Genomic DNA, 19,685 nt, shown 5'->3' on the forward strand with positions numbered 1-19,685 from the left:
AGACAACTATTGGCATCACTATTATGACTCCTCTCACTATAGGCCTTATCGGTAATCCCAATGCCGGTAAAACAACACTCTTTAATCAGTTAACAGGCTCTCGTCAGCGTGTGGGTAACTGGGCGGGTGTAACGGTCGAACGCAAAGTTGGTCGTTTCACAACTGCAAATCATAAAATTGAGCTCGTCGATTTACCCGGGACTTACTCTTTAACGACAATTTCAGAACAGACATCTCTTGATGAGCAAATTGCCTGCCATTTCATTTTAAGTAATGAAGCAGACATGCTGATTAACGTGGTTGATGCATCAAATCTTGAGCGTAACCTCTATTTGACATTGCAACTGCTTGAGCTTGGCATTCCATGTATTGTGGCATTAAACATGCTCGATATTGCAGAACACCAAGATATGCAAATTGATATCAACGCACTTTCAGAGCAACTGGGTTGCCCTGTTATTCCAATGATTTCAACCAAAGCATCTGGTATTGATAAGCTCAAGGAAGCCATTGATACCTTCCCTGCTGAAAAGAAAAAACCTCAAGAATTACTGACTTCTTATCCACTATGGTTATTAAATGAAGTCGAGACACTTGCTGAAAAAATTAATCATGATGAGTTTAATTTACAGCAACGTCGTTGGATGGCATTACAGTGTTTAGAAGGGGATATCTATACCCATCAACGTGCACAAGTCACCAGTGAAGATATCAAAGCTATTCGTCAACGAATTCAAGACGAACATAATAATGAACCAGAATTAGTCATTGCTGATGCCCGTTATCAAAATATTGAGCGCATCTGTCATGCAGTGATTAATATGGAGTCCATTAAGCCAAATATCCTGACACAAAATATCGATAAAGTGATATTAAACCGTTGGTTAGGCGTACCTATCTTCCTATTTGTCATGTATTTAATGTTTGTACTTGCGATTAACATCGGTGGTGCATTACAACCTGCTTTTGAAGGTGGCTCTGAAGCTATCTTTATTCATGGTATTCAATGGATTGGTGCAACTTTTAACTTCCCTGAATGGCTGACAATTTTCCTTGCTCAAGGTGTCGGTGGTGGTATCAATACTGTTCTTCCATTAGTGCCACAAATCGGGATGATGTATCTCTTTTTATCTATCCTTGAAGACTCAGGTTATATGGCTCGTGCCGCATTTGTTATGGATAGATTGATGCAGGCTCTGGGTTTACCGGGTAAATCATTCGTACCACTGATTGTCGGTTTTGGTTGTAACGTACCTTCTATTATGGGTGCGCGTACTCTTGATGCACCAAGAGAGCGATTAATCACCGTATTAATGGCACCGTTTATGTCTTGTGGTGCTCGTTTAGCTATCTTCGCGGTATTTGCGGCAGCCTTCTTTGGTAAAAACGGCGCGAGTGTTGTTTTCTCACTTTATCTTCTCGGTATTGTGGTTGCTATCCTGACTGGCTTGCTGCTAAAACACACCATTATGCGCGGTGAAGCGTCACCTTTCGTGATGGAACTACCTGTTTATCACGTTCCCCACCTAAAAACGTTACTCATGCAAACATGGCAACGTCTAAAAGGTTTCGTTGTACGTGCAGGTAAAGTCATCATTATTGCGAGTATGTTTATTGGTGCGCTAAATAGCTTTACCTTCTCTGGAAAACCTGCGGATAACATCAATGATTCTGCATTAGCTTCTGTCAGTAAAGTTATCACGCCATTACTGCAACCTATTGGTGTTCACAATGATAACTGGCAAGCAACAGTTGGTTTAGTCACTGGTGCGATGGCAAAAGAAGTGGTTGTGGGAACATTAAATACCCTCTATACCGCAGAAAGCATTGTTAATGAGCCATTTGATCCTGAAGAATTCGACCTGTGGGGAGAAATTGGTGATGCCTTTGGTGAAACATGGGATAGCTTAAAAGAGACCTTCACTTTAGCTGCACTTTCTAACCCAATTGAAGCCAGTAAAGGTGATGGTGAAATGGATACCGGCACAATGGGAACCATGGGCGCTAAATTCGGTTCAGGCATTGCTGCTTATAGCTACTTAATCTTTGTTTTACTGTATGTACCTTGTGTTTCAGTAATGGGTGCTATCGCTCGTGAAACTAGCCGGGGCTGGATGACCTTCTCTATTCTTTGGGGATTAAATATTGCTTACTCACTGGCTGCGCTGTTCTATCAAACCGCAACCTTTAGCGAGCATCCACAAAGCAGTACAATCACCATTGCTGCGGTTGTGATATTTAACTTAGTTCTATTTATCTTGTTGCGTAATGCTCGTAATCGTCTAACAATTAACTTAAGCAATAAGTCATCATTGACTAAACAATGTTGTTCAAAAGGTAGCTGTCACTAAGTGACAAAGGAAAAGTAAGATGGCCAGTTTGATAGAAGTACGTGATTGTATCGCCCTTAATGGTCGAGCCGATGCCCGTCTTATCAGCCATCAACTCAATATGCCTGAACCGTTGGTGCAAGCAATGTTAGAGCGGCTCACATTGATGGGTAAGCTTCAAGAAGTCGATGTCGAGGATTGTCTTACGGGTAGCTGTAAAAGTTGCCCTGAAGCCACTGCCTGCCAGACAAAGCTTTATCAACTAGTTTAACTAATTGATAAATGCCTCATAAAAATCCCTTACTTATGAACTGACCCCAGTTCATTATGTAGGGGATTTTTTTATCTAATGCGCAAGATGAATCATTTTCATCTTCCTATTTAATGATTTACTTTCCTAACTATCGCGGCATAATCCATTAAATATAGACGTAAAGACGTCTATTTAATTTCACTTTATAAGAATATAAAAATTATGCCAATAACTGAATTTTCATCAACGATCACCACAGGCGAGCAAGGCAGATTACAAATGCAATGCGCGTCACGCCAATTTCAATTTTTACTTGATGAACCTGTATCACTGGGAGGTAAAGACAGTGCAATGAATCCTGTGGAAGCACTATTAGGTACGTTAGGTGCTTGTAAAGGTATCGTGGCAAAAAGCTTCGCACGTATGCACCAAATTAATCTTAAAAATATTCGCATTGAAGTCAGAGGCGAATTAGATACCGATGGTTTTACCGGAAAAAATAAAGAAGCTAAAATCGGTTTTAGTAAAATTACGACCGAGTTTTTTATTGAAGCAGATAATAGCGAAGAAGAGATCGCTGCATTTATCGCTTTTATTGAACGCACTTGCCCTGTTGCCGACACAATAAAAAATGCACCGATTCTAGAAACTGCATTTCACCTCGAGAATGTACTTGCATAGTCAGTAGTTATTGCTGCCCTCAATAAAAGGGCGGCATTGTTATGGGAGGCATTGTTACAGTGCTTCTTTAAACCACGGTTGGCGTAATAACTTCTCAAATAACTGCTTATTTTCTTCACCAATAATGCTCACAATTTCGGTGATGATCTCTTGCTTTAGCTCATCGTAGCGTTGATAGCATTCTCGACCTAATTGAGTCATTTCGACACCTTTTAGCTTCTTACTGTCTTTCATATCAAACACATTAATTAAGCCTTTTTGCTCCAATTGCCGTATAAATTTATGAATGGCTTGTCTGGAAATCGCGACTGTTTTACTGATTTCAGCAATAGTGGCGGGTTCATACACAATACGTGACAAGATATACCATTCTGAATTAGCCAAATGGATATCACTTTGTGCGTTCCAGCAGGTATCAATGCGCGAACGCAACAAAGTGTGTTTTTCACTAATTAAATCAATAATATCAATCTGTTCCAATGAAATAGCCATGCTTCTCATCCTCTTTTTTCTGCCAGTATAACAGAATAAAGTTGTCAACTCAGTTGATCATATTCTTCATTTCCGTTATTTTCCATTACGTCAATCTAGTTGACATAATAAATAGGAAATAAATGTAATGAACAAAGCAGAAAAAATTGTCACTCAACCCCGTTCAATGATAAGTGTCTTAATGTTAGGGACATTTGTGGGGTTATTTGGTGAAACCGCGCTGAATATGGCGCTAACAAATCTGATGGAACAATTCGTAATTAGTGCTGGGTTAGCACAATGGCTTGTGACTGGATATCTACTGACTTTAGCTATCTTCGTACCTATCTCCGCAATTTTAGTTCGGTGGTTTAATACGAGAAGTTTGATCATTAGCGCATTATTGATATCACTATTAGGCTGTGTAGTTGCCGCACTTGCACCTAATTTCGCTATCCTGATGATTGGACGTGTTATTCAAGCAACGGGGACAGGGATTATCCTGCCGGTATTAATGAGTGCAGCTTTACTGATCTTTCCTCTTTATCAAAGAGGTGCTGTTATGGGTGTTATTGGTTTAACAATCACCTTGGCTCCTGCATTAGGCCCCACATTATCGGGTTTTATTTTAACCTCAATGAACTGGCATGCCATTTTTTGGATCAGTGCGCTATGTTATATCGCCGTTTTAGTCTTGGCTTTTCGTTCAATGGAACATATTGGTACTCTGACAAAACCTCGTATTGATATTATTTCACTCTTATTATCTTCTATCGGTTTTTCTGGTGTGATTTATGGATTAGCTGTATTAGCCGAACATTCAATTACTTCAGTAAATGTTTGGGGTTCAGTATTAATAGGTATCTTGAGTTTATTGCTGTTTTGCTGGCGACAAAAACAGCTCGCAACACCAATGATTAACCTTCAAATTTTTAAGCACTCAATATTCGTTGTCGGGTTATTAATGATGATAGTTTGCATGATGAGCGTATTATCCGTTGCGATCATTCTTCCTATCTATTTGAAAGACGTTCTACTATTCAGTGCTGCGATTGCAGGTATTTTATTACTACCCGGCAATATCATTAATGTGATTTTTTCACCATTAATTGGTTTTCTTTATAATCGATACGATGCCCGCTTTTTTGCCGTTATAGGTGCATTGTTTATGTTGTTGAGTGCCAGCATTTTCTTAGTTGTTATTAATGAATATACTGTGGCATGGAAAATTGTTATCGCCTTTATGTCGCTTTGTATGGGCGTAACCTGTGTCATTATGCCAGCGCAAACAACCGCATTAAGCGATTTAACGCCGGATCTTTATGCTGATGGCTCTGCTATTTGGAACACGCTATATCAAGTTTCTGGTGCATTAGGCACCTCTATCGCCATTACGTTAATGTCTTATTTTCGTGAAAACGCCTTATCACAAAATAGTGCTATCGCCGCCCTATCATTTGGTACACACGCCGTATTTTATTTCACATTAGCCTTGAGCATCATTGCGTTATTACTGGCTTTTCGACTGAAAAAACCATTAGCAAAAGCAACGTTATCCTCTAAATAATACTGTTTGAAACACGTTATCATTTCAGATAAAAAAAGAGCCCATATTAAGCCAAAAGGCATAACATGGGCTAAATCAGACAATTATTCAAAACTAACTAAGGGCGGAACTAAGTTATAAAAGTGAAAAGAGAAAGGGTAATCGTGAATAGTTACTCATTAAATTGATGAGCAAAATAGTCATCGCTATAAGCTTGGGCAAAATTAAATGAGGCTTTACGTTCAGCAAGGCGGAAGAACTTCTCAACCTCTTGTGCCGATAGCGTTGTAAAGGATTTTGATTTTTCAGAAAGCGTATTAAATGCACATTGTGAGAGTGTTTCGACTTTCGCCATATCAAATCCCACAAGTTTGCCATCACGTTTACGAATAACACCATCAGCAATAACCGTATCAACATCACTGCCTTTCGTCATTTGTACAACACAACCAGCTGGATTCATGGTTGGAACAAAATCGTCTTTATGGCGAATAACAATCACATCTGCTTTTTTACCCTCAGTAAGTGATCCAATTTCATCAGCAAGTCCCATAATTTCGGCACCACCTAATGTTACCCAGTGCAAAGCTTCTCTTACTGTTGGTGTGATTTCAAAAGGCATGGTATCGCGTTGATGCACCTTATCATTAGCAAGTGCACGTTCTATTTGAAGCGCAATATTCACTTGGGTAAACATATCATCGGTTGTCACACCAGTTAAATCCGTTCCCAATGCAAAAGGAATATCATGTTCAACACAAGCGCGATAAGGCAAAAAGCCCATTCCCATTTGTAATTCACTTGATGGAGTACTGACAACATACCCTCCAGTTTTGGCAACCAGTTTCCAATCTTCACCTGTTAATCCATTACTATGAGCATGTAAATGACCGGGTAAAAGCAAGCCTCTGTCGTCTAACTCGCGTAATCCTCGTAGCAACAGTGAGGTCTTGGCAGCTCCTGTATGTGACGCACATTTGATACCTAGCTCATCCGTTAATTTGATCTGTTTTGCTGAAATATCAAAAGGCACTGTGCCTAGATCAGAAATGAGCATTCCCATTTCCAAACGATCTTGTCCATTAAATTGGCTACCCGTGATTTCTCGTACGTTCGCTAATCGCTCATCTTGAGATTTAAAGCCAATAGGTTTGAAATCATAGACTTGCATTCCATAGGCATAAACACCACGAATACCACTATCTTTCATTGCTTGAATTGCATTGAGAGCATGTTCTGGTGTATTCACACAATCGTTAACTTCATAAACCGTTGTTGTACCTGCATTTAATGCACTGATATTACCCGCAAGTACCGCTGCATACATATTGTCAGCCGTTAAGACACTACCAAAAGCATAAAATGTATTAATTAAAAATGCAGGCAATGATTCCTCAGTTGATACACCACGAAAAAGCGACATCCAATCATGGCGGTGTGCATCCACCATTCCTGGCATAACAATCGCACCTTGAGCATCAATAAACTCAGCATCTTTATGAGAATCAAAGCCATCTATCGCCTGACTAATACCCGTAATGCGATTTCCTTCGATTAATAATGCACCATTAATAATGTCGCCATGTGTTTTATCCATTGTGATAAACGTGCCACCGCGGATCACTTTTTTACTATTTACCATTGTTTTTCCTAACCTCATTTAAAGTGTACTGTATAGTACAGTACATTAAAAATAAAGATCAACTCTGCGTAATTGATCATTTTTTTGTTAAGATCCAGAAAATAAAAAATAGGCTATTCTGATCCAGAGATTGATAATAAATTGAATATTCACTAATTTTAGTATTTTCAATAACATCAATAGTCTATATAAACCACGTATTTTCTATCTAGAAAAAATCCCTGTTGCACACAAAATGCTGAAGAGGAAAAATAAATGGCACAGAATGCCAAGGCTACCCCTTTAAATGAACGAGGTAAAAAAAGAGCCGACGCCATAATTAAAGCGGCAACAGAGATCTTTATTGAAAATGGCTACGAGAAAACAAGCCTTGATATGATAATCACCCGTTCTGGTGGCTCTCGCTCTACACTCTATGCGCATTTTGGTGATAAAGAAGGGTTACTTTCTGCCGTAATCGAGTCATTAATTAATGATATTTTTAGCGTCGAGAACAACCAAGAGCATATAAACACACCTTACGACGTGTTATACCAATTTGGCTCCTGCTTTATTCGTAAAATGCTTAATTCTAGTTCGATTGGTCTCTATCGTTTAATTATTGCTGAGTCAGCAAATCATCCCCAATTAAGTCAAAATTTCTACCTACTGGGTCCGCAAAAAGTATATGGACATCTTACTGAAAATTTACGTTCTATATTACCTTCGCTCTCTGAAAAACAGCTGTTTCCATTAGCGCAACATTTCACTGAAATGCTAAAGACTAAACTTTTTTTCGACAAACTCTATCTACCTGAAACAGTTATCACAGAGGAACAAATAAACGACCAAGTTGCCCTTTGTAGCCGTATTATTGCAACTTATATAGAGCACGAATTAAGTTTATCGAAAAATTAGGTTTAAACTCGCTATTTTTCGACTATAACCTACGCTTAATTGGCATGATAAGTGACACTACTTATTTAATATTAAAAGTAACATTACCTTTTTAAAGGATAATATTATGCCAATTATTGAGTTTTCATCAGTTATCACTAATGACGCATCTTCGCCCTTACAAATGCAATGTTCTTCACGACAATTTACGCTAATTGTCGATGAACCTGTTGCCTATGGCGGTGAAGACAGTGGTGTTAATCCCATTGAAGCATTACTCTCCTCAATTGGCGCATGTAAAGGGATTGTCGCTAAGAGCTTCGCACGGCTTCACCGTATTAAGCTTAAAAATATCCGTATTGAGATGAAAGGCGAGATCGATCCAGATGGATATATGGGAAAAAATAAGAGTGCAAAAATTGGCTTAAGTCGTCTTTCAACGCATTATTTTATCCAAGCCGATAATACAAAAGAGGAAATACAGGCGTTTATTGATTTTATTGAACACACTTGTCCGCTTTCTGACACTATCAAAAATGCCCCTATGTTTCATACCTTTGTTGAAATTGAATAAATAATATCTGCATAAAGAGATCTGCCTTAACTTAAATAAAGGCAGATCGTTAAGATAATCACGACTGAATATCACAAGCCTCAATTAACGCTTGAGTAAATTCATCTGGATGTGAAATAAATGGCGCATGAGCTGCATTACGGAAAATAACAGAAGGTGAATGAGGATAAATAGCATCTAATAATCCAGCTACTTTCCGAGGAACTAAGCCATCTAAATAACCATAAAAACGAATAAAAGGACAACTCAGCGTTTTTAACTCTTCTCGTAAATCCTCAGTACGCAAAATTTCTAGTCCACCATTAAGTACTTCGACAGAAGGGAGTGGTTGCTCTAATACTACTGACTTTAATGCCTTCATATCTTCACGCGCACTTTGTGTGCCCAATGTTTGCAGTGCTAAAAAACGTTCAACTGTACGATGAAAATTCTCGTTTAACTGCTGTTCAAACCCCTTTAACACTTCAGGTTTGATACCCGGCCAATCCTCATGAGCAGCAAAGCAAGGCGAAGAAGCCACTGTAATCAATGCTTGTACATTATTGGGATTATCTAAAACAACACGGCTGGCGACTAATCCCCCTAAAGACCATCCTAACCAAATGGCATTATCGGGGGCTTTGGTAAAAACAATGTCAGCCATCTCTTTTAATGTAAGAACAGGAAACCCTTGGCTACGACCATATCCTGGGAGATCAACAAGATGCAGTGTAAAATGCGAACTTAGTCGCGGTATTAATGATTGCCAGACCTCTGCATTCAATCCCCATCCGTGTAATAGCACAAGATGCGTTTTTCCTTCACCCATTGTCTGCCAATACAATTTATTCATTGTTATGCTCTCTTCTCTTAGTACAGGGATTTTCATTATGTGGATAACAATAGCAGGATATTGTTGGTTGTGTCGCCAACCCTTACATTATGATACTAAAGGTGTTTGTTCGAGTTGTATTCGACATTTACCTAAGCAGCATAACCGCTGCCCATGCTGTTTATATCCCTCATCTCACTCTATGATGCTATGTGGGCGCTGCTTGCAATCACCTCCATTATGGAAACAGATGTTGACAGTCACTGACTATCAACCGCCATTAAATAAATTATTACACCTTTATAAATACCAACCTCGCCCTCAAATAGCTTTATGTCTTGCACGACTTTTTCTATTGCGATGGCTTTCACATCGGCGAGAAAACTTGGTGCAGATACCTGACAGAATTATTAGCGTTCCTTCGCATCATCATCGCCGTTGGTCTAGAGGCTTTGAGCAAGTAGAAGCTATCGCTAAGCCTTTGGCAAGGTGGCTAAATTGTGCTTATCAACCGAATACCCTGATAAGAACTCGTGCTACACTGGTGCAAACGCATCTTAATGCCAAACAAAGGCAACAAAATTTAAAGAATGCATTTGTATTAAATAACACAGTGTCGGTATCAGGGAAAAATCTGGCACTAATTGATGATGTTATCACTACAGGCGCGACATTAAAGAGCATAGTACCCTTGTTATTTCGTGCGGGAGCACGCTCTGTTGAGGTATGGGCGATTTGCCGAACCTTGTAGTTAACCGCCAATTGGGCGTATGATAACCAACCAGAACAGTCAACTATTGAGCAAGACGATATGATTATTATTACTGATGCCGCACAGGCGCATTTTGCCAAACTACTGGCTAACCAAGAACCCAACACCCAAATTCGTGTATTCGTTATCAATCCAGGCACACCTAATGCTGAATGTGGCGTTTCATACTGCCCACCTGATGCCGTAGAGCCAAACGATACTGAAATTAAGTTCGAAAAACTTTCTGCGTATGTTGATGACATCAGCGCACCTTTCTTAGAAGATGCAGAAATTGACTTTGTCACTGACCAACTGGGCTCACAATTAACGCTGAAAGCACCTAACGCAAAAATGCGTAAAGTCGATGCTGATGCACCGTTAATTGAACGCGTCGAATACGTACTGCAATCACAAATTAACCCACAATTAGCCGGTCATGGTGGTCGCGTTAGTTTGATGGAAATCACTGAAGATGGTTATGCTATCTTACAATTTGGTGGTGGCTGTAACGGTTGTTCAATGATTGATGTCACATTAAAAGATGGTATCGAAAAAGAGCTGTTAAACCTGTTCCCAGATGAATTGAAAGGTGTGAAAGATTTAACTGAACACCAACGCGGCGAACACTCCTACTACTGATCCCTCAGTATCACATCCCCTATGATACTCACCTGCACTGATATCATGGGGGATTTGTTTATTAAAATAATCATTTACAAAGTGTAACGTCATCTTTACCCATTTGACGTTATGATAAATGTATCGTTCTCTCGCTCAGAACAAATAAATCAATTAACAATATAATAAATAAGACAATTATGGATAAGTTTCAATTTCTTAGTATTGAACAAGCCTATCAATTCTGGACATCTCAATCGGCAATCTTAGTTGATGTAAGAGATCCTCAGAGTTACCGCATTGGTCATGCTACTGGCGCATTTCATCTCACCAATGATACGCTAAACCAATTTTTACAAGATGCTGACTTTGATGTTCCTGTTATGGTGATGTGTTATCACGGTCATAGCAGCCAAGGCGCAGCTCAATATCTGGTCAATATGGGCTTTGAAACCGTTTATAGTATCAACGGTGGTTTTGAAGCATGGCTAAGAGAGTTTCCACAAGCGATAACTTCTCTGCAATAACTACAGATGAGTTTTGTTAATGATCCACATTATTACGCTTTCTAACCCTCAAGCAGCTGATTTATTTGTCAATTATATGGCAACGAAAGGTGTGCGAATTCACGCAAAAAATGAAAATCAGCAGATCTCACTTTGGTTAGAAGACCAACATCAGTTGGATATGGTTGAAAAAGAACTAAATACTTTTTTACGTGAGCCTTTTCACCCACGTTACCAAGCCGCGAGTTGGCAAACCGGAGATCCGAAAAATACGGGTATAAAATATCGCCCTGCCTTTTCGATAAAAAATATGGTGCAACGCTCAGGCCCATTAACGGTACTGGTGGTCATTTTATGTATCCTTATTTTTATTTGGCAACAAGTAGCAGGCGATTATAACGTTATGCTCCATCTGGCGTGGCCTTACAAAGAGAGCTTGAACTTTGAAGTTTGGCGCTATATCACCCCTGCGTTTGTTCACTTCTCACTGATGCACATCGCCTTTAACCTTGCGATGTGGTGGTATCTCGCAAGTCAAACAGAGCAACGATTAGGTACGGGTAAACTATTTGTCATCATGCTCGTTTCTGCGCTCTTTAGTAATTGGGCACAATCACTGTTTACAGACTCTAATTTTGGTGGGCTTTCCGGTGTTGTTTACGCATTAATCGGCTATGTAGGCTTAACAGGAATACGTAATCCAGAAAAAGGTATTGGTGCTCCAACAGGCTTAATCGGCTTTTCGATTTTGTGGATTGTTGCGGGTTACATGGGCGTTTTAGGTGACTCTATCGGAAATACTGCACATTTTGCAGGCTTCCTTATCGGCTTATTGATGGCTTTGTGGGATAATCGACATCAATTATCTCGTAGATCATAATAAAATTAACATGATATTTTTAACATTAGGGGATACCTGTGAAGCAAACGCAACGACATGATGCCATCATTGAACTGGTACGCCTACAAGGCTATGTCAGCACTGAAGAATTGGTGGAGCATTTTGAAGTCAGCCCACAGACAATCCGACGTGATTTAAATGAATTAGCGGAAAAGAACAAAATCCAACGTCATCACGGCGGTGCGGCATTACCTTCAAGCTCCGTAAATACGGCTTATCATGATCGTAAAATCATGTGGTCTGATGAAAAATCACGTATCGCACAACGAGTAGCAAGCTTAATTCCTGATGGTGCAACACTATTTATTGATATCGGAACAACACCTGAAGCCGTTGCGCATGCTTTAATTAACCACAAAAACCTACGTATCGTGACCAACAATCTCAATGTGGCAACGTTACTGATGGGCAAAGAAGACTTTCGCTTAATTCTTGCCGGTGGTGAAGTACGTACGCGAGATGGTGGTATTGTCGGTGAAGCTACACTTGATTTTATCTCTCAATTCCGTCTTGATTACGGCATCTTAGGGATAAGCGGCATCGATATGGATGGTTCTCTACTTGAGTTTGATTACCATGAAGTTCGAACTAAACGCGCAATTATCGAAAACTCACGCTGCGTAATGTTGGTGACAGACCATTCTAAGTTTGGTCGTAATGCAATGGTGAATTTAGGCAATATGAATTTGATCGACTACTTATTTACCGATCAAGAACCACCAGCAGGGATCCAAAAAATTGTTGAGCAACACAACGTTCAACTCGAATTATGTTAATTGAATAAATTCCTCAAAAAGTACCTTCTTAGGTACTTTTTTTTCGCCTATTTTTTACTAAACTCTAATTAACTCATTCTATTTACACTCTTTTTTGATACATCACCTGTCTTTTTTATTAATACATTAACAATGTTGTTTATTTTTAATAGGCACACAAAAAATGTGGATATGATAATAAATTGTTATCCATATCACGCGGTTATGTTTTTTATCAGTTATATAGTTGGCATTTTCATCAAACTTCATTACAATTATGAGCGAAAACGAACATTAAAGAATTGTTTCGCGCATTCGTAGGAGGATGTTATGAAAACTCAAGACTTGATTGTCATCGGCGGCGGAATAAACGGCGCTGGAATTGCGGCGGATGCAGCTGGCCGAGGCCTTTCAGTACTTATGCTGGAAGCTCAAGACTTAGCAAGTGCGACATCTTCCGCGAGCTCTAAACTTATTCATGGTGGTTTACGTTATCTAGAACATTATGAGTTTCGCTTAGTAAGCGAAGCACTGGCAGAGCGTGAAGTATTATTACGTTTAGCACCACATATCGCATTTCCAATGCGCTTTCGTCTACCGCACCAACCACACTTACGCCCAGCTTGGATGATCCGTATTGGTCTATTCCTTTATGATCATTTAGGAAAACGTGTCAGCCTGCCAAGCAGTAAAGGCATTAAATTCGGTGCAAATTCTGTGTTAAAACCAGAATTAACACGCGGTTTTGAATATTCAGACTGCTGGGTTGATGATGCACGTTTAGTGGTACTCAACGCACAAGAGATTGTCCGTCGTGGCGGTGAAGTACGCACTCGCACTAAAGTCACTCGCGCTTGGCGTGAAAATAATTTATGGATGGTAGAAGCGCAAGATTTACGCACTGGTGAAACATCGCTCTATCAATCAAAAGCACTTGTCAATGCCGCTGGCCCTTGGGTTAAAACGCTGTTTGATGAAGGCTTAAAACTGAAATCACCTTACGGCATCCGCTTAATTAAAGGTAGCCATATTGTTATTCCTCGCGCTCATAACGAACCGCAAGCTTATATTTTACAAAACGAAGATAACCGTATTGTTTTCGTTATTCCTTGGATGGATGAGTTCTCTATCATCGGTACTACGGATGTTGAATATAACGGCGATCCTAAAGATGTCGCGATTGATGACAACGAAATTCAGTACTTACTGAAAGTCTATAACGATCACTTTAAAAAGCAGTTAACCAAAGAAGATGTGGTTTGGGATTACTCTGGCGTGCGTCCATTATGTGACGATGAATCAGATTCTCCACAAGCGATCACCCGTGATTACACCTTAGATGTTCACGATGATAATGGTCAAACACCACTGTTATCTGTATTTGGTGGTAAATTAACGACTTATCGTAAATTAGGTGAACACGCTGTTGATAAACTCGTGAGCTATTTCCCTAATATGGGTAAACCGTGGACTAAAAACGGTCAATTACCGGGCGGTAATTTAGAAGGTTGTGATCGTGATGGTTACTCTCGTTTAATTCGTCAACGTCACCCTTGGTTACCAGAAGCACTCGCACTGCGTTTTGCCCGCACTTACGGTAGCAACACTGAATTACTGCTTGAAGGTATTACTGATTTAGCAGGTATGGGTGAAAACTTCGGTCATAATCTGTATGAAGCAGAATTACGTTATTTAGTAAAACATGAGTGGGTTATCGAAGTTGATGATGCTATTTGGCGTCGTACCAAACTCGGCATGTGGCTAAATGACGAACAAAAACAACGTATTAGTCAATGGTTAGCGGCAAATACACACACTGCATAAGAGTAGCAAAAATATTCTCTGACTCTGTTCGATGTTTTTATTAGCAATTTTTGTGGCGCCTAATACCGCGCCACTTTTTTTTTGCTTTTTTTACTTTTTTTGCTTTTTTACTCAAACGCTCAAATTATTCATTATTAACAGTGTGCTAACTGTTTTTCTAAAAAAGCTTTTAACACAGTTGCATTATTTTGTTGCTCATCTTTGCCTGAATAAAGTAGTACTAGCGGTTGCTCTTTTGCTATCACAAGAAGGGGTTGCCAATGTTCAGGAGCGCCTGTCAATTCGGCAATATAACGTTGGGTAAATTCAGTAAAATCACCGCCACCCGCATGAAACCATTTTCGTAATTCGGTCGAAGGTGCAACCTCTTTATTCCACTCATCATAATGAAAGTCTGTTTTTTTCACGCCTCTTGGCCACAATCTATCCACTAATACGCGATAACCTTCATGGATTCCCTCTTTATCGTTATACACTCGCTTACAGGTGATCATTTCGCCTCCCTTCAATAAGTTAATTCATTTAATTGTAGAAGAAAAATCACACAGCTTATGCATGGTGAAGCTAATTTTCTTTATTAAAGAAAACTTCAACATGAAGTTTTCTCTCATTTCTATTGAATTATCCTCATCAAAAACAGGGTGAATAGTTGTTGACTAAATAGCCTAATTAAGAGAATCTACATCTAGACGTCTAAATGGTTAGATGGGTAAATAGGTAGTGATACTTAAATAAGAATAACAACACAGTGACATGATTGATGAGGTACAGGTATGAGCTTTTATCACGCAAGCCAACATGAAGCATTAAATCAAAATCTTGCCGAACTTGATGGTCAGATCCAAGTTTCCTTTGAGTTTTTCCCGCCTCGTACCGAAGAGATGGAAAATACTCTTTGGCAATCTCTTGCGCGCTTAAATACCTTAAAACCGAGCTTTGTTTCTGTGACTTATGGTGCAAACTCAGGCGAGCGAGATAGAACTCACTCGATTATTAAAGGAATTAAAGAGCGCACAGGATTAGAAGCTGCACCGCATTTAACTTGCGTTGATGCTAGCCGTGAAGAGCTACAACATATCGCACAAGATTATTGGCAAAGTGGCATTCGACATATTGTTGCCTTACGAGGCGATTTACCAGACAACTCTCAAAAACCCGATATGTATGCCACAGATTTAGTTCACTTACTCAAAGGCGTGGGTGATTTTGATATCTCTGTTGCGGCTTATCCTGAAGTGCATCCTGAAGCAAAAAGTGCACAAGCAGATTTAATTAACTTAAAAAGAAAAGTCGATGCGGGGGCAAATCGCGCGATCACTCAATTTTTCTTTGATGTCGAAAGCTATTTACGTTTTCGTGATCGCTGTGTTTCAACAGGTATTGATGTTGAGATTGTGCCGGGAATTTTACCTGTCACGAATTTTAAACAACTAAAACGCTTTGCGGGTTTAACCAATGTGAAAATTCCGGGTTGGATGCATAAAATGTTTGATGGGTTAGATAACGATCCTGAAACACGTAGTCTGGTAGGTGCTTCGATTGCGATTGATATGGTGAAGATTTTAAGCCGTGAAGGCGTCAAAGACTTCCATTTTTATACACTTAATCGTTCAGAATTAACCTATGCTATTTGCCATACGCTAGGTGTTCGTCCTGAACTTGTGCAAGCCTGATCCTATCTTACAATTACCCCGCCAATTAAGCGGGGTGACATCTTGATGAATTACTCACCAAAGTGATACGGTTTTTCTACCGGTAATAGGCTGTATGCGGTGTCGAGATCACCATTAGCAATACAAGCATCTATTTTATGTACCTTATCGGTAATATCCGTAATATTCACAATCCACTCTTTGCAATATTTTTCAACTGCTTGATTTCGCAAACCAATTTGGATGGTGCGATAACTGAGTCGATTCAGATAAATATCACGTTCAGGATCCCACTGAATGCGGATATTACTGGTTTCTGACGCTTCTTTCCACATTTCAGCACTGGCATAGCGGTCTGGATCGAAATGACTCACAACACCTTGTGTCAGCATCTCTTGAAAGCCTCCATGCGTAATATCAACCGCAAGAATAGAAGCTTGATTAGCGTCTTTACGTCCCCAACCAGAGCGGTACATCATCCAAAGAAAGGAAGGTTTTACCCAAGTCATGCGGGTCATACTAAAAGGGGGCGAAACAAATGTTCCGTTTGCGACTGCGCTCTGAGCAATAGTATTTGAATAGGCTTGATAAACACGAACAAAATCATTCGTATAATACGCCCTTACTTCACACTCAGGACATCGGTCAACATCATCGTTCATCTTTCTTTAATATCCTTTTATATTAATAAAATGGAACTATCCGCTTAAATTATGAGCCTCTGATTGCAGATAATCAAGAGCCCCTATTTTTGTTAAAACGAGATAAGTAGAGTAGCGCGCATTTGTAAAAGTAAAAAAAGAATAACAATAAAACGAACAGACTAATGTTCCTATTGTGTTTTATTTATACAGTGATGAGTCAATTAATCCGGCTAATCTACTCACAAAGTGAGGCGAATAAGCGATTTAATTGACTCATTGGGTAGAAATTAGGCGCTCGATAAGTTGTGTTTTTATTAATGCAGGGGATTTAACTGCGGTGCCGGCTATCTTTGCAGACATGATTTCAAAGGCTTTTTCGACTAATAACGCTTCATCTTGCTTCATTGACCACACATTATTAGGTAAAAAACTGAGCATCACATGATCATCGAATGTACCGATATGAAGATGAGCAGGAATACTTCCTTCACGCTGACGGATAACACTCAATAAACCTTCAAGAATAGGCAATGATGAGGCAATAAAATGAGAAGGTATTTGCTGATGTTGCTCTAAATACTGTTTCATCATCTGCTCACCATCTTTGGTCGTATTATGCTCAGCATAAGAGACAGTGACACGATTATCATCACCATAATGCCCTTTTATGGCTTGCACATAACCGCGCAAACGCGCTGCGATGGTGGGTAATAATGCATCACCCGCAAAAAAATGAATTGGTACATCTCGCTTTATCATCGCTCTTGTCAGTTGCGCACCACTGTCACAGTTATCTGAAGCGACACAAATAGCCTCACTGACAGAGAAATCTCTATCTAAAAAAACCAATGGTTTTTGACGATGCTTCACATGATGTAGCTGATTTTTACGGCTTGATGACACAATGAAAATACCATCAACATTACGCTCATCCATTGATTTAACGAGCTTATTTTCATTTTTGATATCACCATAGGTACAGCTAATCGTTAGCTGACAACCAATTTGGTGACAATGCATCTCTAATTTTTCAGCCAAAGCGGCGAAGAATGGGTTAGAAAGACGAGGGATAACCAATCCGTAGGTATCTGTTTTATTAAGCTTTAAGCTTCTAGCTGCATGATTGACGGTATAACCAAACACCTCAACATAGTCCGCTATCTTCTTTTGCGTTTTTGCACTGATCCGGTATTGATCACCTTTGCCATTTAATACCAATCTGACTGTGGTAATAGACAAATTCAGGTCATTTGCAATCTGTTCAACTGTTTTTGCCATTAATATTCCATCATTGATATTGCCCTCATCTTAATGATGAGGGCCAGTTAACCTTTACTGAGCCGGCTTCGCTCGGTATTTCTTCCACATCGCTTTTAACGAAGGTCCAATAATTGGTAGGATCAACGTCAGTATCGCAATACCTAAGAATGTCGCTGTAATCGGGCGTGTATACAGGATAGATAAATCACCCTGAGACATCATTAAAGCACGACGTAAGTTTGATTCAGCCATCGGCCCTAAGATAATCCCAATAACCACAGGAGACATGGAGAAATCGAGCTTAATCATAATGTAAGCGAGTAACCCTGCCCCCATCATCACGAATACATCAATGATACTATGGTTCACAGAATAAGCACCTACACTACATAATACAAAGATAATTGGTACTAATACGCGACGCGGAACATCCATCACTCGAACAAAGAGTTTCATACATAAGAAACCTAAGATACCGAGGAAAATATTCGCCATCATCAAGCCAATAAAGATGCTGTTAACTTCAACTGGATTGTCAGTAAAGAGCTGAGGCCCTAATGCCAATCCTTGAACCATAAATGCACCCATGATAATGGCAGTTGCACCATCACCCGGAATACCTAAGGTCATTAAAGGCACCATGGTTCCGCCTGTTACTGAGTTTGCACCGGCTTCTGGTGCAGAAACACCTTCTGGCGAACCGTGACCAAACTCTTCAGGGTGTTTAGACCAACGTTTTGCTTCGTTATAAGAGATAAATGATGAGATATCTCCGCCCGTTCCCGGAATTGCACCAATCGTTGTACCAATGGCAGATGAACGAAAATAAGTTGGTAACACACGTTTAAAATCAGCCCATGTTGGTAAGACTCGGTGAATACGCGCGTTAATTTTTTCGCTCTTCTTCTGCTTACGTTCACGGTACTCTTCTTCAAAACTAATCAAGCCTTGAGAGAAAGCGAACAGACCAACCAAGATAGGAATAAATGAAACCCCACCCATCAGGTACACAGTATCAAAGGTGAAACGAGGTCCAGATGTCATTGGATCAAGTCCAATTGTCGCAATAGCCAAACCTATCGCGCCACCCATTAATCCTTTCACAATCGATTGCGATGATACACTGGTAATAATACTTATGCCAAATACCGCCAGTGCAAAATATTCAGCCGCAGAGAAACCTGTTGCTACTTTTGCTAATTGAGGCGCAATAACGATCAGGGCAATCGTACTAAAAATCCCCCCAAACATAGACCCCATCGTAGATAAACCCAGCGCTCTTCCTGCTTCACCTTTTTTCGCCATTGGATAACCATCCAATACCGTTGCAGCAGAAGCGGGAGTACCCGGCGTACTAATCAATATCGCAGTAATTGAGCCACCGTAAACGGCACCACAATACATTCCTAATAACAGGAGGATACCCGTCATTCCTTGGAAGGAGTAAGTTAATGGGAGAAGTAATGCAATCCCCATATTCACTGTTAGGCCCGGTAATGCGCCGATAATAATACCCGCAAATACCCCTAACAGGATCATCGTTATCGTTTCCAGACTGAAAACGACCATTAAAGCGTCTAGTATTTCCAT

General features: G+C 39.9%; 20 protein-coding genes. 13 read left to right on the plus strand and 7 right to left on the minus strand.

The genetic code is table 11. From position 1 onward, the window contains the following. Positions 1-23 precede the first annotated feature (23 nt). The 3 genes from feoB to D7029_RS17805 all read left to right on the plus strand — a co-directional run bounded on the left by feoB (position 24) and on the right by D7029_RS17805 (position 3,264). On the plus strand, positions 24-2,351 hold the full coding sequence (feoB, locus tag D7029_RS17795) for a Fe(2+) transporter permease subunit FeoB (RefSeq protein WP_194951412.1): 2,328 nt from the start codon (positions 24-26) through the stop codon (positions 2,349-2,351). 19 nt (positions 2,352-2,370) lie between these two features. Further along, positions 2,371-2,601, plus strand: coding sequence for a FeoC-like transcriptional regulator (locus tag D7029_RS17800; RefSeq protein WP_194951413.1), 231 nt, complete (start codon positions 2,371-2,373; stop codon positions 2,599-2,601). A 204-nt stretch (positions 2,602-2,805) separates the two neighbouring features. Next, complete coding sequence (locus D7029_RS17805) at positions 2,806-3,264, plus strand: OsmC family protein (RefSeq protein WP_194951414.1); 459 nt, start codon at positions 2,806-2,808, stop codon at positions 3,262-3,264. 54 nt (positions 3,265-3,318) lie between these two features. Here D7029_RS17805 and D7029_RS17810 read toward each other — a convergent pair whose 3' ends face one another. After that, a complete protein-coding gene (locus D7029_RS17810) occupies positions 3,319-3,756 on the minus strand; it encodes a MarR family winged helix-turn-helix transcriptional regulator (RefSeq protein WP_194951415.1) in 438 nt (145 codons plus the stop codon). Positions 3,757-3,883: 127 nt separating this feature from the next. Between D7029_RS17810 and D7029_RS17815 the strand changes: the two genes are divergently transcribed. Next, positions 3,884-5,302, plus strand: a complete 1,419-nt coding sequence (locus D7029_RS17815) for a DHA2 family efflux MFS transporter permease subunit (protein ID WP_228766713.1) — start codon at positions 3,884-3,886, stop codon at positions 5,300-5,302. 151 nt (positions 5,303-5,453) lie between these two features. Here the strand turns inward: D7029_RS17815 and D7029_RS17820 are convergent, their stop codons facing one another. Continuing rightward, a complete protein-coding gene (locus tag D7029_RS17820; protein ID WP_194951416.1) occupies positions 5,454-6,923 on the minus strand; it encodes an amidohydrolase family protein in 1,470 nt (489 codons plus the stop codon). 255 nt (positions 6,924-7,178) lie between these two features. Here D7029_RS17820 and D7029_RS17825 point away from each other — a divergent pair, with 255 nt between their 5' ends. Together D7029_RS17825 and D7029_RS17830 are read left to right on the plus strand one after the other, a co-directional pair. Then, on the plus strand, positions 7,179-7,820 hold the full coding sequence (locus D7029_RS17825) for a TetR/AcrR family transcriptional regulator (RefSeq protein WP_194951417.1): 642 nt from the start codon (positions 7,179-7,181) through the stop codon (positions 7,818-7,820). Positions 7,821-7,926: 106 nt separating this feature from the next. Next, on the plus strand, positions 7,927-8,373 hold the full coding sequence (locus tag D7029_RS17830) for an OsmC family protein (protein ID WP_194951418.1): 447 nt from the start codon (positions 7,927-7,929) through the stop codon (positions 8,371-8,373). A 58-nt stretch (positions 8,374-8,431) separates the two neighbouring features. Here D7029_RS17830 and bioH read toward each other — a convergent pair whose 3' ends face one another. Then, a complete protein-coding gene (bioH, locus tag D7029_RS17835) occupies positions 8,432-9,205 on the minus strand; it encodes a pimeloyl-ACP methyl ester esterase BioH (RefSeq protein WP_194951419.1) in 774 nt (257 codons plus the stop codon). A 37-nt stretch (positions 9,206-9,242) separates the two neighbouring features. Here bioH and gntX point away from each other — a divergent pair, with 37 nt between their 5' ends. The 6 genes from gntX (at position 9,243) to glpD (ending at position 14,539) form a co-directional block, all read left to right on the plus strand. Further along, positions 9,243-9,935, plus strand: coding sequence for a DNA utilization protein GntX (gene gntX, locus D7029_RS17840; RefSeq protein ID WP_194951420.1), 693 nt, complete (start codon positions 9,243-9,245; stop codon positions 9,933-9,935). 60 nt (positions 9,936-9,995) lie between these two features. Then, complete coding sequence (nfuA, locus tag D7029_RS17845) at positions 9,996-10,574, plus strand: Fe-S biogenesis protein NfuA (RefSeq protein ID WP_023583208.1); 579 nt, start codon at positions 9,996-9,998, stop codon at positions 10,572-10,574. 179 nt (positions 10,575-10,753) lie between these two features. After that, on the plus strand, positions 10,754-11,080 hold the full coding sequence (glpE, locus tag D7029_RS17850) for a thiosulfate sulfurtransferase GlpE (RefSeq protein ID WP_069369522.1): 327 nt from the start codon (positions 10,754-10,756) through the stop codon (positions 11,078-11,080). A 19-nt stretch (positions 11,081-11,099) separates the two neighbouring features. Continuing rightward, the gene (glpG, locus tag D7029_RS17855) at positions 11,100-11,939 is read left to right on the plus strand and encodes a rhomboid family intramembrane serine protease GlpG (protein ID WP_194951421.1); all 840 of its coding nucleotides are present in this window, start codon (positions 11,100-11,102) and stop codon (positions 11,937-11,939) included. A gap of 38 nt (positions 11,940-11,977) precedes the next feature. After that, on the plus strand, positions 11,978-12,736 hold the full coding sequence (locus D7029_RS17860) for a DeoR/GlpR family transcriptional regulator (RefSeq protein WP_006534541.1): 759 nt from the start codon (positions 11,978-11,980) through the stop codon (positions 12,734-12,736). A gap of 309 nt (positions 12,737-13,045) precedes the next feature. Next, positions 13,046-14,539 carry a glycerol-3-phosphate dehydrogenase gene (glpD, locus tag D7029_RS17865; RefSeq protein WP_088494301.1) on the plus strand — a complete coding sequence of 498 codons (1,494 nt, stop codon included), beginning with the start codon at positions 13,046-13,048 and terminating at the stop codon, positions 14,537-14,539. Positions 14,540-14,673: 134 nt separating this feature from the next. Here glpD and D7029_RS17870 read toward each other — a convergent pair whose 3' ends face one another. After that, complete coding sequence (locus tag D7029_RS17870; protein ID WP_194951422.1) at positions 14,674-15,033, minus strand: DUF488 domain-containing protein; 360 nt, start codon at positions 15,031-15,033, stop codon at positions 14,674-14,676. A gap of 279 nt (positions 15,034-15,312) precedes the next feature. Between D7029_RS17870 and metF the strand changes: the two genes are divergently transcribed. Next, the gene (metF, locus tag D7029_RS17875) at positions 15,313-16,212 is read left to right on the plus strand and encodes a methylenetetrahydrofolate reductase (protein ID WP_088494299.1); all 900 of its coding nucleotides are present in this window, start codon (positions 15,313-15,315) and stop codon (positions 16,210-16,212) included. A 50-nt stretch (positions 16,213-16,262) separates the two neighbouring features. Here metF and D7029_RS17880 read toward each other — a convergent pair whose 3' ends face one another. The 3 genes from D7029_RS17880 to D7029_RS17890 all read right to left on the minus strand — a co-directional run bounded on the left by D7029_RS17880 (position 16,263) and on the right by D7029_RS17890 (position 19,685). Continuing rightward, entirely contained in the window at positions 16,263-16,853 is a 591-nt protein-coding gene (locus tag D7029_RS17880) for a DUF4291 domain-containing protein (RefSeq protein WP_194951423.1), read from the minus strand. Between the two features lie 255 nt (positions 16,854-17,108). After that, the gene (locus D7029_RS17885) at positions 17,109-18,113 is read right to left on the minus strand and encodes a LacI family DNA-binding transcriptional regulator (protein ID WP_194951424.1); all 1,005 of its coding nucleotides are present in this window, start codon (positions 18,111-18,113) and stop codon (positions 17,109-17,111) included. Positions 18,114-18,167: 54 nt separating this feature from the next. Continuing rightward, on the minus strand, positions 18,168-19,685 hold the full coding sequence (locus D7029_RS17890; protein ID WP_069369516.1) for a tripartite tricarboxylate transporter permease: 1,518 nt from the start codon (positions 19,683-19,685) through the stop codon (positions 18,168-18,170).

The sequence above is a fragment of the Proteus vulgaris genome, assembly GCF_016647575.1.
GTDB lineage: Bacteria > Pseudomonadota > Gammaproteobacteria > Enterobacterales > Enterobacteriaceae > Proteus > Proteus mirabilis_B.